This is a genomic window from Achromobacter sp. (genome assembly GCF_057314935.1).
In genome coordinates this window covers 111,575-125,886 of record NZ_DBHKZA010000005.1, presented here as the reverse complement: position 1 = coordinate 125,886, position 14,312 = coordinate 111,575, and the positions used below count along the sequence as shown (strand labels likewise).

At 67.2% G+C, this 14,312-nt stretch carries 14 protein-coding genes and 1 pseudogene; 4 read left to right on the top strand and 11 right to left on the bottom strand.

The window, feature by feature from the left end:
* From ACO6D5_RS03405 to ACO6D5_RS03365, 9 genes and pseudogenes are all read right to left on the bottom strand, one after another.
* Positions 1-883, bottom strand: a pseudogene (locus tag ACO6D5_RS03405) (S-layer protein); the annotation flags it as partial.
* Positions 884-994: 111 nt separating this feature from the next.
* The gene (locus ACO6D5_RS03400) at positions 995-1,354 is read right to left on the bottom strand and encodes a Rieske (2Fe-2S) protein (protein ID WP_315529460.1); all 360 of its coding nucleotides are present in this window, start codon (positions 1,352-1,354) and stop codon (positions 995-997) included.
* Positions 1,323-2,201: an intradiol ring-cleavage dioxygenase gene (locus ACO6D5_RS03395; RefSeq protein WP_485824594.1), complete on the bottom strand. Its 879-nt coding sequence runs from the start codon at positions 2,199-2,201 to the stop codon at positions 1,323-1,325. The genes ACO6D5_RS03400 and ACO6D5_RS03395 overlap by 32 nt, the downstream gene beginning before the upstream one ends.
* A 38-nt stretch (positions 2,202-2,239) precedes the next feature.
* Positions 2,240-3,307 (bottom strand): maleylacetate reductase, encoded by a 1,068-nt coding sequence (locus ACO6D5_RS03390; RefSeq protein WP_485824593.1) that lies wholly within the window; start codon positions 3,305-3,307, stop codon positions 2,240-2,242.
* A 9-nt stretch (positions 3,308-3,316) separates the two neighbouring features.
* Complete coding sequence (locus tag ACO6D5_RS03385; protein WP_485824592.1) at positions 3,317-4,777, bottom strand: aldehyde dehydrogenase family protein; 1,461 nt, start codon at positions 4,775-4,777, stop codon at positions 3,317-3,319.
* Positions 4,778-4,815: 38 nt separating this feature from the next.
* The gene (locus ACO6D5_RS03380; RefSeq protein WP_315529454.1) at positions 4,816-5,835 is read right to left on the bottom strand and encodes a hydroxyquinol 1,2-dioxygenase; all 1,020 of its coding nucleotides are present in this window, start codon (positions 5,833-5,835) and stop codon (positions 4,816-4,818) included.
* A gap of 42 nt (positions 5,836-5,877) precedes the next feature.
* Positions 5,878-6,372, bottom strand: a complete 495-nt coding sequence (locus tag ACO6D5_RS03375) for a cupin domain-containing protein (protein ID WP_485824591.1) — start codon at positions 6,370-6,372, stop codon at positions 5,878-5,880.
* A 25-nt stretch (positions 6,373-6,397) separates the two neighbouring features.
* Positions 6,398-7,366, bottom strand: a complete 969-nt coding sequence (locus ACO6D5_RS03370; RefSeq protein ID WP_485824590.1) for a Bug family tripartite tricarboxylate transporter substrate binding protein — start codon at positions 7,364-7,366, stop codon at positions 6,398-6,400.
* A gap of 50 nt (positions 7,367-7,416) precedes the next feature.
* Entirely contained in the window at positions 7,417-9,000 is a 1,584-nt protein-coding gene (locus ACO6D5_RS03365; protein ID WP_485824589.1) for an alkaline phosphatase family protein, read from the bottom strand.
* A 140-nt stretch (positions 9,001-9,140) separates the two neighbouring features.
* On the opposite strand from ACO6D5_RS03365, the gene ACO6D5_RS03360 reads away from it, so the two are divergent.
* On the top strand, positions 9,141-9,956 hold the full coding sequence (locus tag ACO6D5_RS03360; protein ID WP_315529448.1) for an IclR family transcriptional regulator domain-containing protein: 816 nt from the start codon (positions 9,141-9,143) through the stop codon (positions 9,954-9,956).
* On the opposite strand, the gene ACO6D5_RS03355 is transcribed toward ACO6D5_RS03360, so the two are convergent.
* Positions 9,953-10,597, bottom strand: a complete 645-nt coding sequence (locus tag ACO6D5_RS03355; protein ID WP_315529569.1) for a TetR family transcriptional regulator — start codon at positions 10,595-10,597, stop codon at positions 9,953-9,955. The genes ACO6D5_RS03360 and ACO6D5_RS03355 overlap by 4 nt on opposite strands.
* Positions 10,598-10,756: 159 nt before the next feature.
* On the opposite strand from ACO6D5_RS03355, the gene ACO6D5_RS03350 reads away from it, so the two are divergent.
* Genes ACO6D5_RS03350 through ACO6D5_RS03340 form a run of 3 tightly spaced genes read left to right on the top strand, consistent with a single transcriptional unit; the run spans position 10,757 to position 13,263 of the window.
* On the top strand, positions 10,757-11,968 hold the full coding sequence (locus ACO6D5_RS03350; RefSeq protein ID WP_485824588.1) for a Tm-1-like ATP-binding domain-containing protein: 1,212 nt from the start codon (positions 10,757-10,759) through the stop codon (positions 11,966-11,968).
* Between the two features lie 11 nt (positions 11,969-11,979).
* Complete coding sequence (locus ACO6D5_RS03345; RefSeq protein ID WP_280028658.1) at positions 11,980-12,810, top strand: phosphoenolpyruvate hydrolase family protein; 831 nt, start codon at positions 11,980-11,982, stop codon at positions 12,808-12,810.
* 9 nt (positions 12,811-12,819) lie between these two features.
* Complete coding sequence (locus ACO6D5_RS03340; RefSeq protein WP_315529445.1) at positions 12,820-13,263, top strand: SRPBCC family protein; 444 nt, start codon at positions 12,820-12,822, stop codon at positions 13,261-13,263.
* Here the strand turns inward: ACO6D5_RS03340 and ACO6D5_RS03335 are convergent.
* The gene (locus tag ACO6D5_RS03335) at positions 13,260-14,228 is read right to left on the bottom strand and encodes a LysR family transcriptional regulator (RefSeq protein WP_485824587.1); all 969 of its coding nucleotides are present in this window, start codon (positions 14,226-14,228) and stop codon (positions 13,260-13,262) included. The two genes, ACO6D5_RS03340 and ACO6D5_RS03335, sit on opposite strands and share 4 nt — an antisense overlap.
* Positions 14,229-14,312: the final 84 nt, after the last annotated feature.

Below are 14,312 nucleotides of genomic sequence, written 5' to 3'. Positions count from 1 at the left end.
AGTCCACGCCGCCATAGGTGCGGTTGGGCAGGAAGGCGTTGGTGTAGGCCGTGGCGTAGCCGCCGCGGTCCGGTTCCATCTGGTTGCCCACCATGCCTTCGATGGCGAAGAAGACGTCCGGAGCCAGGTCGTTCATTTCGCGTAGTTGCGCCACGGTGTACTTGCCGGCGTAACGCGACGGATGGTTCAGCAGCATGTAGCTGTCGGGGTGTTTGTCGCGCAGCCATTTCAGCGCGGCCAGCGAATCGGCATGCGTGGTGAACGCACGCGTCTGGCCTGCCAGTTGCGACACCAGCAGCGGGTCGAAGAGGGCAGGGTCACGGTTGGTGAACAGGTATTCGAATTCAGCCACCGCTTGCAGCGACTTGGCCGACATCGGGTCGTTCACGCCGATGCCGATGTTCACGTGGTCATGCGTGGGCATGTCCCATTCGAATGAGGAAAAGATGATCTTGCCGGCATAGCGGCCAGCGGCTTGCGCCGTCTTGATGAACGGCACTTCGTACTGCGCCATGCCGGTGGAAAACGGCACGGGTCCGCCGGCAAGCGCCGTACCAGTATGGTCGCGGCCCGACAGACGCAAATGGTTCGAGATCGCGGCCCAGTCCAGCTTGTAGCGGTCGAAGGCCTGGTCCAGCGCGCTTTCCAGGCTGACTTGCGCGTCGTCCGACTGGTAGGTGTGCACGTGCAGGTCGCCCGCGGTCCAGGCGCCGGTCTCGACCGGCTTGGGATCGACCGGCGTGGGCTCCGTCACCACCGGCGGGGTGGGCGTGACGACTTCATCATCGTCGTCGTCGCTGCCGCCGCAGGCGCTCAACAGGGTGACGCAAACCAGCGACAACGGCATGACGGCCCGCCGCAAGCGGGATACTTCGAACTGCATGGACACACTCCAACGTCTGGCGGCATGCGAAGGCATGGCCGCAAAGGCCGGAACTATGCCCGCAGCGGGTGACGGGGGAATGACAGCGGGGCGGATTCCGCGACGGCCGTATCAGGCCGGATACACGCAGCCGTCTTCGATGCGCAGGGCCTGGCGGTCCAGAGCGGCGCCCTGGCAAGGGCCTTCGATGCAGTGCCCGTCTTCGAAGCGGAACAGCGCGGAATGGTGCGCGCACATGATCACCTCGCTTTCGTAGGTCAGGACGACGCCCGGCGTGGCCGCAAGCGGCACCGAGAAGTGCGGGCAACGGTCGGCGTAGCCCCAGACGGCGTCGCCCCGCCGGACCAGCACCAACGGCCGCCCGGGGCCTGCCAGGGCAAGGGCGCCACCATCAGGAATGTCGGCGATGCGGCACAACCTGCGCGCAGGCGCGCTGGGGTCATTCCGTTGCGCGGGGCAGGACGAAGTCATAGGCGCCTTCATGAAAATCCGTGCCAAATCCGAACCGGGCCGCCAGCGGCGAGCCGGCAGCGCGCGGCGAGTACGCCAGCACCAGCGCCGGCTTGACGCCGAACACCGCGTCGGAAGCCAGATAGGGGTCTCCCGCGTTGAAAACGTGCGTGACCAGCGTGCGGTGGCCGGGTGCTTCGATCATGAAGTGCAGATGCGCGGGCCGGTACACATGGCGGCCTGTTGTCGCCATCATGCGCCCGACCGGGCCGTCGTCCGGAATCGGGTACGACACGGGCAGGATGGTGCGGATGGCGTAGTAACCGGTATCGTCGCTGCGGTAGCGGCCCCGCAGGTTGCCGTGGGGCTGCTGCTTGTCCTGCCCTGAATACATGCCGTTGGCGGCGGTCTGCCAGACATCCAGCACTGCGCCCGCTATCGGGCGGCCTTCCGTGTCCCGCACGTGTCCATGCACCAGCGCAGGCTGGCCGGGCGTCAGCGCCATGTCTTCGCCCAGCGCGCGCTCGGGCATGCCGGCCATGTAGAAGGGCCCGAACACCGTGCTTTCCGTGGCGTTGCCGGGCTTGCGGTGATTGATCGCGTCCACCAGCATCGAAACGCCCAGCGTGTCGGACAGCAGGATGAATTCCTGCCGTACGACGTCGTCGCAGATCTGGCCTGTCTGCGTCAGATAGCGGATGGCCGCCAGCCATTCGGCTTCGTCCGGCTCGACGTCGGCGACAAAGGCGTGCAGATGCCGCACCAGGGACTGCATCACCTGCCGCAGTCGGGGATCGGGGGTGCCTTCGAAGGCGGCGACAACCTGTTCGGTCAGCGCGGCTTCCGCTTTGCGTGTGTCTGTGTCCATGGTGTCTTCCTGTTCGGCTGGCGGCCGGCGGTGGGGTGTCATGCGACGGGATCGCCGTGCCAGGCGCGTTGCAGCATGGCCAGGATGTCGTCGTGCCGTACGGGCCGCGGGTTGTAGTAGGGGTTGTCGGTCGCAATCTTCGCCGCTTGCCGGATGCCGTCTTCCGGCATCCCGATCTGCCCCAGCGATGCGGGCAGGGCCAGGTTGCGGTTCAGCGCCATCAGCAAGGCGCCGGCTTCGGCTGCCGTGTCGCCGCCCAGCGCGCGAGCCACGCGCTGCAGCGCGCCGGCCGCAGCGGCGTGGTTGTAGTGGGCGGTATAGGGCAGCATGATGGCGTGGGTCTGGGCATGGGGCAGGTTGAAGCTGCCGCCGAGCGTATGGCAGATCTTGTGGTGCAGCGCCATGCCCACCGCGCCCAGGCAGGCGCCTGCAAGCCAGGCGCCATACAGCGCATCGGCCCGCGCCGCGTCGTCGCGCATGTCGGCAACCACGGCCGGCAAGGCGCGCGCCAGGCTGCGAATGGCTTCTTCCGCCATCAGGCTGACGATCGGATTGGCATCCTGCGCGTACAGCGCTTCGACCGCGTGCGCGACCGCGTTCATGCCCGAGGCCGCGGACAGGTCGGCAGGCAGGTCCCGGGTCAGCAAGGGGTCGTAGAGCACGGTCTTGGGCAGCACGCGCAAATCGCGGCCGGTGGTCTTCAGGCCGTTTTCCGTCATGCCGTAGATCGGCGTCATTTCCGAGCCTGCGTACGTGGTGGGCACGGCCAGGATAGGCAGGGACGAAGTGAGCGCGATCGCCTTGCCCAACCCGATCGTGGACCCGCCGCCGATGGCGACGCAACAGTCCGCGGACAGCTGTTCAGCCTGCGCGCGGGCGGCTTCTGCCGCTTTGCGCGGCACATGCATGACCGCTGCGCTACAGACGCCCGCAGCCAGGGAGCCCAAGGCTCGCGCCGCCCGTTCGCCCAGCTGGCGTTGGCCCGGGGTAGTCAGGATCAGTGCGCGGCGGGCTCCCAGCCGCTGGACTTCCTCGGGCAGCCGGGACAGCGCGCCGGCCTGGAAGATCACCCGCGCCGGCAGGGCCTGATAGACGAAATCCAGCATGATCCCTCCTTAGCGCTTGAAGTGCGCGGGGACTGTTGCATCGACATTAACCCAGACCGAGCGCGCCTCGGTATAGTCGTGCATGGCTTCGAAGCCCATTTCGCGTCCGTAGCCGGACTGGCCCACGCCACCGAACGGGCTGCCTGGATTGACCCGCTTGTAGCAGTTTATCCAGCACATGCCCGCTTCGATGGCGCCGGCCATCTTGTGGGCGCGGGCAAGGTCGCGCGTCCACAGCCCGCTGCCCAGCCCGTATTCCGTCGCGTTGGCGATGGACAGCGCCTCTTCATCATTGCCGAAGCGCAGCACGGTGACGAACGGGCCGAAAACCTCCTCCTGCGACACGCGATCGTGCGGCTTGGCTTCCACGATCGTCGGGGCCACGTAGTAGCCGGCGGACAGTTCCCCGCCTGGCGCCTGGCCGCCCGCCAGCACGCGCGCGCCTTGGTCGCGGGCGATCTGCGTGTATGACAAGACTTTGTCGCGATGCTGGGCAGAGGTCAGTGGCCCCATCTCGGTGTCGGGCAGGCGCGGATCGCCCAGCCGGATGGAATTGGCCAATGCCGTGAATCGCTCCAGGAAGGCGTCGGCGATGTTGTCGTGCAGCATCAGCCGCGACCCGGCGATGCAGGCTTGGCCCTGGTTGTGGAAGATGGCCCACGCCGCGCCATTGATGGCGGCGTCGAGGTTGGCGTCATCGAACACGATGTTCGCGCCTTTGCCGCCGAGCTCCAGCTGCACGCGCTTGAGATTGCCCTGGGAGGCTTGGACGATGCGGCGTCCGGTCGCCGTCGATCCGGTGAACGCGATCTTGCCGACTGCCGGATGCTCGGCCAAGCGCTGGCCTGCGGTATGACCGTAGCCGGGCACCACATTCACGACGCCGTCGGGAAAGCCCGCGGCGGCGATCAGCTCGGCGATGCGCAGGGTCGACAACGGGGTCAGTTCCGACGGTTTGAGCACCACGGTGTTGCCGGCGGCGAGCGCCGGGCCCAGCTTCCAGCTGGTGAACATCAACGGGAAGTTCCAGGGCACGATCTGCCCCACCACGCCGATGGGCGCGCGCCGGACATAGTTGAGGAAGCCGGTCTCGACCGGCACGACGCTGCCGAGCAGTTTGTCCGCCATGCCGCCGAAATAGCGGAAGCAGGCGGCGGTACGGGGCACGTCCAGCCCCCGCGTGTCCCGGATAGGATGCCCGGTGTCCAGCGTTTCCAGTTGCGCCAGTTCCTCCGCGTTGGCGTCGATCAGATCGGCCAGCTTGAGCAGGAGCCGGCCGCGATCGGCCGCCGCCATGCGCGACCAGGCCGGGAAGGCGCGTTGCGCGGCTTGCACCGCCAGGTCCACGTCGGCGGCGTCAGCGGCGTCGATGGCGGTGATGCGCGTCCCGTCGTGCGGGTTCAGGATATCGATGGTGCCGCCGGCGAGCGCGTCGGTAAAGCGGCCGCCGATAAAGAGTTTGTTCTGCATGGCTGAGGTTCGCTGAGAGGAAGTAGGAAACGGCGTGGTCAGAACGCCACCGGATAGGGTGGGAGTTCGCCGCTCTCGTAGCGCCCGGGCAGGTCGGGCGTGGCGTTTTCCCAGACCAACAACATGGACCGCTTGGTCGAATATCCTTGATGCCGGATGTCGGCGGGCATGGCGCAGATATCGCCGGCCCGCATCGTGATGCGCGCGCGGGGCGCGCCGGTGTCCTTGTCCGCCACGTCCCAGACGATTTCGTCGGAAAGCTGCAGAAACCATTCCACCCGGTCGTTGCCGTGGAAGACCGGCAGGATGAACTCTTCGGTCGTGGGGCAGAACAGGCTTGCGCCGCAGACCGAGGTGACGGACGGGTTCCAGGTGACGTCGGAGCGGGACAGGTACTTGAACAGGTTGAAGGCATGGAGCTGCCCGTCGTAGCCCGGTTCGGGGAACACCTGCGGCTCGTCCTGCGGGACATCGGCGAAGGCGCGGTTGACGGGAAGGTCGTTGCGCAGGGGCGAATCGTCCGGCAATCCGGGCATGCGGCGGGTGGCGATCCTGGAACGCTCGATCGCGGCGGCGTTTTGGCCGTGTTTTCGGCCGTAGGCCGAGCCGGTTTCCTCCGGGGCCGCAAACGGGTCGAAGCCTTCGTTGGTCCAGTCGTGCAACATGGCCTTGAAGGTCGCCATGATGGTCGGCGTATCGAACGTCTCGGTGTAGTCCACGCCGGCGGCCTTCATGACGCCGTTGAACGAACCGGCGTAGACGTCCACTTTCCCATAGTGGTTGCGGGTGCCGAACACCTGGTCGAAGTTCACCCAGCCGTAGAAGAAGCCCCAAGCCACGTCGCGCATCAGCGCCCGCAGGAACGCGTCGGCGGGGATGGCGTGCGTGCGGGTCTGGCCTTTGGCGGGCCATTGCACTTTCGCGAAATACTCGTCGCGGCTGAATTCGAAGGCGCCGAGGCGAAAGCCCTTGTAGCCGGTGGCGGCATCGGGGGCGGTCGCGACGACTTTGTCCGCGGCGAAGGCGGGCGAATGCGGGGAGGTGTCAAGCATGGCCATGGCGGCTCTCCTGATGGGTAAGTGGTGGCGGGCTCAGGGCGGTCAGCGGACGCAGATATCGGCCCACTTTTCGACCGACAACTCGCCCAGGCGGGTCTGCATCAGCAAGACGCCCGGGCGATGCGCGGTGAAGCGGTAGGCGCAACCGCCGGGCAGCAGGCATTGGTGCCCACGGCCCAGCGCGACGCGCCCCATTGGCTGGCCCGCCGGCGTGTGGCCCGCCAGCACGGCGCCTTGGCCCGGCGCGGGCGGCGCGTCCAGCGCCAGGAATTCAACCAGGGCCTCGCCATCCATCAGGACGGCGAACTCGTCATGGCTACATGCGTACCAGGGGGATTTCCCTTCGATGCGCAGCGTTTCGATGACGTACTCCAGGTTCTTGCCCACCACGACCTTTTCGTAGGGGGCCGACTGCGTGGCCACTTCGAAGATGTTGGAAAAGACGTAGTGGCGGGGTGAGCCGTGCGTGATCTCGATGCCGCCTTTGCGGTAGTGCGCAAGCGAGCCGAAGGCGGTAGGGGGGGCGGCGGTGTTCATGGTGTCTCCTTGATAGGACGGGCTGTCAATCCACCCGCAGGTTGATCTTGCGGACGACGGCGGCCCATTTGGCGGCGTCCTCCTGCAGTTGCCGGGCGGTATCGCCGGGCGTTTGGGGCAATGGGTCCAGGTCGTTGGCCTGCAGCTTGCGCTTGACGTCGGGCCGCGCCAGGGCGCGCGCCACCTCTTCGTTCATGCGGCGCACGATGGCCTCGGGCGTGCCTTTCGGCGCGAACAGCATTTCCCGGAAAGTGGCGTCATAGCCCGCGACGCCCGCTTGCGACATCGTGGGAACGTCCGGTGCAACGGTGGACCGCGTGGAGCCGGATACCGCCAGGCCATTGAGCTTGCCCGCCGTCACGTAGGACGCCACCACGGGCGAAGCGAGGAAGCCGCAAGGCACCTGGCCGGCCAGCACGTCCTGCGCGGCGGGCGAGGGGCCTTTGTACGGAACATGCAGGACATTGAGGCCGGCGCCGGCAAGATAAAGCTCCATGGCAAGGTGGCCGGGAACGCCTTGCCCGCCGGAGGCGTAGCTGAGCGATCCGGGCGTCTTCCTCGCCGCGGCGTCCAGCTGTTCCAGGGTGCGCAGGCCCGAGGCGGGCGCGCACACGAGCATCTGGTTGAAGTTCGCCAGCGCCACGACCGGCACCAGGTCCGATGGCGCGAAATTCAATGAGCGGTAGATCGCGGGGTTGATCGTGACCACCGTGTCGGGCGCTTCCAGGAAGGTGTAGCCGTCGGGGGCCGAGCGGGCTACGGCCTCCGCACCGATGTTGCCGCCCGCGCCTGGGCGGTTTTCGACGACGAGGGCCTGCTTGAGGGCCTGACCGACAGCGTCCGCGACGATGCGCGTCGCGGTGTCGCCAGGCGACCCGGCGGGAAAGGCGACCACGACACGGATCGGGCGGCTGGGCCAGTTGTCCTGCGCCAGGGCGCAGGAGACCGGGCCGGCGGCCAGACAGGCCGCCAGCGCAAGATGTTGGGGTTTCATGGGTTTGTCTCCTGAAGGGCTGTTGTTTTCGCTGTGCCGCGTGCCGCTTGCTACCACCTGCCGATATGGATCCCGGCCTCTTCCTCCTTGCGTGTCCACTGCGTCATGGCGCGGTGGCTGATGGTGGGATGGATCTTGCGCTTTCGCAGCCAGTCGAAGAGCGCAGCCTGATAGCGCTCACGGACGCAGGCGTGGGCGGGATCCGTGCCCAGGTCCACGAACTCGTCCGGATCGGCGCGCAGGTCGAACAATTGCGGCGCAAGCCCGTCGAAGTGGACGTACTTCCATTCGTGGTCGCGCACCATGACCGTGTGGCAACCGTCCGCGGGGCGGCCCAGCGGTTCGCGCACGAAATCGCGGAACGCATAGTCGTTTTCGGAGAACACGGCGTGGCGCCATTCGGCAGGCGCCTTGCCGTGCAGCAACGGCATCAGGGAGCGTCCTTCGACAATGTGGTCGGGGATATCGGCGCCATAGGCGTCGAGGATCGTAGGCACCAGGTCGATGGCCTCCACCAGCCGGGTCTGCACCGCGCCGCGGTGCGCGTCGCCGTCTGCGCCGGGCAGGCGGATGATCAACGGCACCTTGGCCACGCAATCGTGGAACAGTTCCTTTTCGCCCAGGTAGTGGTCACCCAGGTAGTCGCCATGGTCGCTGCAGAAGATGACCATGGTGTCTTGGTCGCGGCCACTGTCCTGCAGATAGTCGAACAGCACGCCCAACTGGTCGTCCACCTGTTTGATCAGGCCCATGTAGGTGGGGATGACGGTGTCGCGCACCTCTTGCCGCGAGAAATTCCCGCTGACCTCCGCTTGGCGGAACCCGTGCAGCACGGGGTGAGCGCGCTGCAATTCACGAGGGTCCTGCTTGACCGGCAGCACATCGTCCCGCGTGTACATCGCGTGGTAAGGCGCCGGCGCCACGTATGGCCAATGCGGCTTGATGTAGGAGAGGTGCAACACCCAGGGCGTGTCGCGGCTCTCCTCCATGAACTCGATGGCGCGACGGGTCATGTATGGCGTTTCGGAATCCTCTTCGCGGACCCGGGCGGCAAGACCGGCCGACCGCATTTTCCAGCCCGAGAGAATCTCGCCGGCCGCGCCCTGCGCCGAATTGGCGTGGTCGTGCCAGGGATTGGGGCCGTCGTAGCCGCGCTGGCGCAGATAGCGGGTGTAGTGGTGCGAGTCGTCGGCGAACCCCGGGGGCCAGATGCCGTCGTCCCGGTCGAAGGGTTCGAAGCCGCCCTGCATCGCAAGGCGGGCCCCGGGACTGTCCAGGTCGACGCCCAGGCGCCGCAGGCCGGCCATGTCCGCCTCGACGTGCGTCTTGCCCGCCACCGCGACGCGCACGCCGCGCGGCCGCAGATGGTCGCCCAAGGTCAGCTCGCTGACCGGCATCGGCACGAAGTTCCAGACGGCGCCGTGGCTGGTGACGTATCGGCCCGTGTAGTAAGACATGCGGGACGGCCCGCAGACGGGGCCTTGCACGAACGCATTCGTGAAGCGCATGCCCTCGGCGGCCAGCCGATCGATGTTGGGCGTGTGCAGCCGAGGGTGGCCATAGCAGGAAAGATAGTCCCACCGCAGTTGGTCGCACATGATCCACAGCACATTGCGTACAGCGTGTCCGCTCATTCCCGCCCCTTGTCCCGATGTGTCCGCCGTTGCGGCTTTCCAGTGCTGCAACGATATTTCGCGGTGCTGGGCGACTCAAGCGCGATCTGCTAGAGTTTCACTGAGTGAAATCCTTAGTGCTCGGCGGAAAAGGACGCGCGATGAGCCGTTGGGAACCGAAAGTCAAGATGATCGATGCGTTGGCGCGGGGGCTTGCCGTGCTTGACGAGGTGCGCGCCACGCAGGGCGCCAGCCTGCACGAATTGCATGTGCGTACGGGCTTTGCCAAGGCCACCTTGCTGCGTATCCTCGCCACGTTGCAATCGCGAGGCTTGATCTGGCGGCGCCTTGCCGACGACCATTTCTGTCCGGCGGGCGCGCCGGACGCGCGTGGCCGCCAGTCCCAGGTGCTGGACAGGCTGGGCCAATGCGCCGCGCCGGAACTCGACCGCCTGCAAGCCGAAGTCCTGTGGCCGTCCGACCTGGCGGTGCGGCGCGCCAGCGCCATGATCGTGCGCGAGACCAATCGCAACCAGTCCTACTTCACGATCCGGCGCGACAACATCGGGTTCCGCATCAACATGCTCCGTTCGGCGGTGGGGCGGGCGTATCTGGCCTTTTGCGCGGAAAAGGAGCGTGAGTCGGTGCTGGCGGCGTTGCGTCGCAGCCGCCGGGAGGGCGATGCGCTCGCGCATGACAGCCGTGCCGTCGCGGCGATGTTGGACCGCACCCGCCGGCAGGGGTATGGCCTGCGTGAACAGCGGTTCGGGGGCGACTACGACAAGCCGCGCCGCGATCAGAACGACAGGCTGGAAGCGCTGGCGGTGCCGATCGTAGCGCCGTCCGGGCGCGTCTACGGCTGCGTGAACGTCGTCTGGATCCAGGGCGTGCGTTCGGTGGACCAGATGGTGGAGCAATGCCTGGACCCGTTGCGCCGTGCCGCGCAAGCCATCTCCGCCGGCATGGGTGGACGTTAGCGGTTCGCGCCCGCGTCGGCCTGCGCCTGCCGGATGATGGCCTGCGCCGTCCAGCGCACCACGTCCGTGATTTCAGGCAATTCCAGTTGCCAGATGTCTTTCAACACCAGGAACACCTCAGACCCGTAGACCAGCGACAGCGCCTGGGCGACGCGGTCTTGTTGCGCCGGCGTCAAGTCCGCCGCCAGCGGGGCGATGGCGCGCTTCAGGATATCGACCCGATGCCCGCGCACCAGGCGCGGTTCGTTGCCCGCCTTGCCGGCGCTGGCTTCGGCATGCTGCTGCAGCGACACCATGATGGCGGCGCGCAACGAGGCCTCGTGGGCTTCCAGCCGCGGAAAGGCGAAGCGCAGCAGTTCGTCCACGCGGGTGGCGGCGTCTGGCGACGCGGAGTTCCAGGCCAGGATGGGGCCCAGGCTTTCATCCACGACGGCGGCGATCAGTGCGCTTTGGCTGGGGAAGTAGCGGTACGCGGTCGCGCGCGAGACCCGGGCGTGTTCGGCCAGTTCGGCGACCGACGGGGTGATCCCCTGGGCCATCAACTGCTGCGCCGCGTCCAGCAGCGTCTTGCGCATGCGGGCGCGGGGCCCATGCGGGGGTTCCCCGCTGGCTGCCGCCTGCCGGCTGGCGGGCGCGATCAGTCGTGCGGTGCCCGCCGCCGGAGCGGCTTGGGTGGCGAGGGAGGTTTGACGTGAGATAGGTGTCTCAGTATGATTCTTTCGTCTCATTTCTTGATTCTACAGGCCTTGCGGCCTCACATATCGAGGCGCGCACCGAGTGTAGCCGCCCGCGGAGGAGCCATGACGCAATCGAACCGGCGGGTCTTTGTCGCCGCCACCTACGACACCAAGGGCCACGAAGCCGAGTACGTGGTGGATCTGCTCAAGCGCGAGGGCCTGGACGTGGTGTCGGTGGACGTGTCCACCACGGGCGCGGCCAGCGCCGCCAAGGTGCAGGCCGAGGAAGTGGCCCGCAGCCATCCCGGCGGCGCGCAGGCGGTGTTCACCGGCGACCGCGGCACGGCGATTGCCGCCATGGCGCTTGCCTTTGAACGCTATGCGGCCGGCAATGGCGCCATCGGCGCCTTGCTTGGTCTTGGCGGCTCGGGCGGCACCGCGTTGATCACGCCCGCGATGCGCGCACTGCCCATCGGCACGCCCAAGCTGATGGTGTCGACGATGGCCTCCGGCAACGTCGCGCCTTATGTCGGCCCCTCCGATATCGCCATGATGTATTCCGTGACCGACGTGGCTGGCCTGAACCGCATTTCCCGTCGCGTGCTGGCCAACGCCGCCGGCGCGATCGGCGGCGCATTCCGGCAGGCGGGCGTCGCCATCAAAGACGATGGGCGGCCCGCCGTAGGCATCACGATGTTCGGCGTGACCACCGCCTGCGTGCAGCAGGTGACGCCGTTGCTGGAATCCCGCTACGACTGCCTGGTGTTCCACGCCACGGGCACGGGCGGGCAGTCGATGGAAAAACTGCTGGACAGCCATTTGCTGGGCGGCGTGCTGGACCTGACCACCACCGAAGTCTGCGATTTTCTGTTCGGCGGCGTCCTGGCCTGCACGGAAGACCGCTTCGGTGCCGTGGCCCGCACCCGTGCCCCGTACGTCGGCTCCTGCGGCGCGCTGGACATGGTGAACTTCGGCGGGATGGAGACCATTCCCGAACGCTATCAGGGCCGCAAGTTCTATCCGCACAATCCGCAGGTGACACTGATGCGCACCACGGTCGAGGAAAACGCCGCCCAAGGCAAATGGATCGCTGCCAAGCTGAACCAATGCGACGGGCCGGTGCGCTTCTTGATCCCTGAAGGCGGCGTGTCCGCGCTGGACGCGCCAGGCCAGGCGTTCTGGGACCCCGAGGCCGACGCGGCCTTGTTCGCTGCGCTGGAAGCCAACCTGGTGCAGACGCCGCAGCGCCGGCTGGTGCGCGTGCCCTGCCACATCAACGACCCGCTGTTCGCCAAGACGGCGGTCGACCACTTTCTTGAAATCGCTACCCCTTAAGGATTGCAGTCATGCCCCGTTTCGACCGTAACGACCTGCTGGACAAGTTTCGCGCCATGGTGCGCGCACGCACGCCCATCGTGGGCGGCGGCGCGGGCACGGGCCTGTCGGCCAAGTGCGAAGAGGCGGGCGGCATCGACCTGATCGTGATCTACAACTCGGGCCGCTACCGCATGGCGGGCCGGGGGTCGCTGGCCGGGCTGCTGGCCTACGGCAACGCCAACGAGATCGTCGTCGACATGGGCCGCGAAGTGCTGCCCGTGGTGAAAAAGACCCCCGTGCTGGCCGGCGTGAACGGCACCGACCCGTTCTGCGACTTCGACGTGTTCCTGGATGACCTGAAGCGCCAGGGGTTTTCAGGCGTGCAGAACTTCCCTACTGTCGGCCTGATCGACGGCACCTTCCGCGCCAACCTGGAAGAGACGGGCATGGGCTATGCGTTGGAAGTGGACATGATCCGCCTGGCGCACAAGAAGGGCATGCTGACCACGCCCTATGTCTTCAATGAAGACGACGCGGTCGCGATGGCCAAGGCCGGCGCGGACATCATCGTCGCGCACATGGGCCTGACGACGGGCGGCTCCATCGGCGCCGAGACTTCGCAGACGCTGGACGGGTGCGTGGCCGCCATCGACCGCATCGCCGCCGCCGCGCTGGCGGTGCGTCCGGATATCATCGTGCTTTGCCATGGCGGCCCCATCGCCACGCCCGAGGACGCCGCGCATGTGCTGCGCGCCTGCAAGCATTGCCATGGTTTCTACGGCGCCAGCTCCATGGAGCGCCTGCCCACCGAACAAGCGCTGACCGCTGCCACGCGCGAGTTCAAAAACCTGACTTTCTAAGAGGGTCCCATGCCGCATACCGTCCACATCAGTGCCATCATCCATGCGCCGCTGGAAAAGGTCTGGCCGCTGTTCCGCGACTTCGACGGGCTGGCCGGCTGGCATCCCGGCGTGGCGCAAAGCCGGCTGGAAGCCGGTGGCCGCCATGACGCGGTGGGCAGCGTGCGGCACTTGACGCTTGCGCCTTCGGGTTTCGTGCGCGAACAACTGCTGATGCTGGACGATCCCGGCACCGCGCTGCGCTATTCCATCATCGAGACCGACCTGCCGATGCGCGACTACGTGGCGGGCGTGTCCTTGCGCCCCATCACGGAAAGCGGCCATACCCTGGTCGAATGGTGGGCCGACTTCCGGGTGGAAGGGGCGCCGCTTGCCGATGTGGCGAAGGCCGTGGGGCAGGGCGTGTTCGCGACGGGCCTGGCCGCGCTGGACGTGAAATTGCGCGCCGCCTAGGCCACCGCTTTCCTTCCGGCCGGCACGCGCTTGCAGCCGGCCGGCAGCGGCGCATCGCGCAGATAGTCGTGGATGGCGCGGATCAGCGCCTGCGCGGCCGGGCTCAGCGGATACTCCTTGTGCCGGATGATGCACACCGTGCGCACGACGGTCGGCCGCGCCAGCAGCGCATAGGCCAGGCCGGGTTCCAGCACGCGTTGGGCGGCCAGCGCCGGCAGCACCGCCACGCCCAGACCGGCCTTCACCAGGGCGGCCTGCGACGTCGTGCTGGAGGCTTCATAGAAGGGCGCGCCCGCCTCGATGGGCAAGTCCGCCCGGGCGCGCAAAAGCGCCATGATCCCCGTTTCGTCCACCACCCCAACCAGCTTGCGCTCGGCCAGGTCCGACCAGCGCATGGTGCCGTCGCGTCCCGGTCGCAGGCCGGCGTCGTCGGCGCGGTAAAGCACCCCGAAGCGGTCTTCCAGCACAGGGTCGAAGCGCAGCCCCGGCGCGTCGGCCCAGCGGCTGGTCAACCCGAAGTCCACCTCGCGCGTGGCGACCTTGCGCTGGATGCGGCCTGAATTGTCGTCGCTCAGGTACAGGCGCACGGCGGGGTACTGCGCCGAGAATCCGGCCGCGGCCGGCGCGATGATCTGCGTGATGGCCGATGGTGCGGCAGCCACGCCGACGCGCCCGCGCTCCAGCGCCCCATAGCGCACCACATCTTCGATCACCCCATCGAAATCCGCCAGCAGCCGCATCACGCGGGGCAGGAACTCTTCGCCGGCGGCGGTCAGCAGCACGCGCCGGCTCGTGCGCGCAAAAAGCTGGGTGGCCAGCGCGTCCTCCAGTTGGCGCACCAGGCTGGTGACCGACGATTGCGTCTGGAACAGGCGCTTGGCCGCGTGCGTGAAGCTGGATTCCTGCGCTACCGCGACAAAGGCGGTCAAGTGCTTCAGGGTGACATGCTTGGGCAGGCGATTCATTTCAAACCACGATAGATGGATCAATAAAAACAATTTTTCCAGATTGATCGCGCGAACGATACTAGGGCCTTCATCCAGGCGGGA

Coding starts and splice junctions, on each gene's coding strand:
- ACO6D5_RS03360 (WP_315529448.1), top strand. CDS start 9,141: ATGAGCCGTTGGGAACCGAAAGTCAAGATGATCGATGCGTTGGCGCGG.
- ACO6D5_RS03380 (WP_315529454.1), bottom strand. CDS start 5,835: ATGGCCATGCTTGACACCTCCCCGCATTCGCCCGCCTTCGCCGCGGAC.
- ACO6D5_RS03370 (WP_485824590.1), bottom strand. CDS start 7,366: ATGAAACCCCAACATCTTGCGCTGGCGGCCTGTCTGGCCGCCGGCCCG.
- ACO6D5_RS03340 (WP_315529445.1), top strand. CDS start 12,820: ATGCCGCATACCGTCCACATCAGTGCCATCATCCATGCGCCGCTGGAA.
- ACO6D5_RS03395 (WP_485824594.1), bottom strand. CDS start 2,201: ATGGACACAGACACACGCAAAGCGGAAGCCGCGCTGACCGAACAGGTT.
- ACO6D5_RS03390 (WP_485824593.1), bottom strand. CDS start 3,307: ATGCTGGATTTCGTCTATCAGGCCCTGCCGGCGCGGGTGATCTTCCAG.
- ACO6D5_RS03335 (WP_485824587.1), bottom strand. CDS start 14,228: ATGAATCGCCTGCCCAAGCATGTCACCCTGAAGCACTTGACCGCCTTT.
- ACO6D5_RS03350 (WP_485824588.1), top strand. CDS start 10,757: ATGACGCAATCGAACCGGCGGGTCTTTGTCGCCGCCACCTACGACACC.
- ACO6D5_RS03400 (WP_315529460.1), bottom strand. CDS start 1,354: ATGACTTCGTCCTGCCCCGCGCAACGGAATGACCCCAGCGCGCCTGCG.
- ACO6D5_RS03385 (WP_485824592.1), bottom strand. CDS start 4,777: ATGCAGAACAAACTCTTTATCGGCGGCCGCTTTACCGACGCGCTCGCC.
- ACO6D5_RS03365 (WP_485824589.1), bottom strand. CDS start 9,000: ATGAGCGGACACGCTGTACGCAATGTGCTGTGGATCATGTGCGACCAA.
- ACO6D5_RS03345 (WP_280028658.1), top strand. CDS start 11,980: ATGCCCCGTTTCGACCGTAACGACCTGCTGGACAAGTTTCGCGCCATG.
- ACO6D5_RS03375 (WP_485824591.1), bottom strand. CDS start 6,372: ATGAACACCGCCGCCCCCCCTACCGCCTTCGGCTCGCTTGCGCACTAC.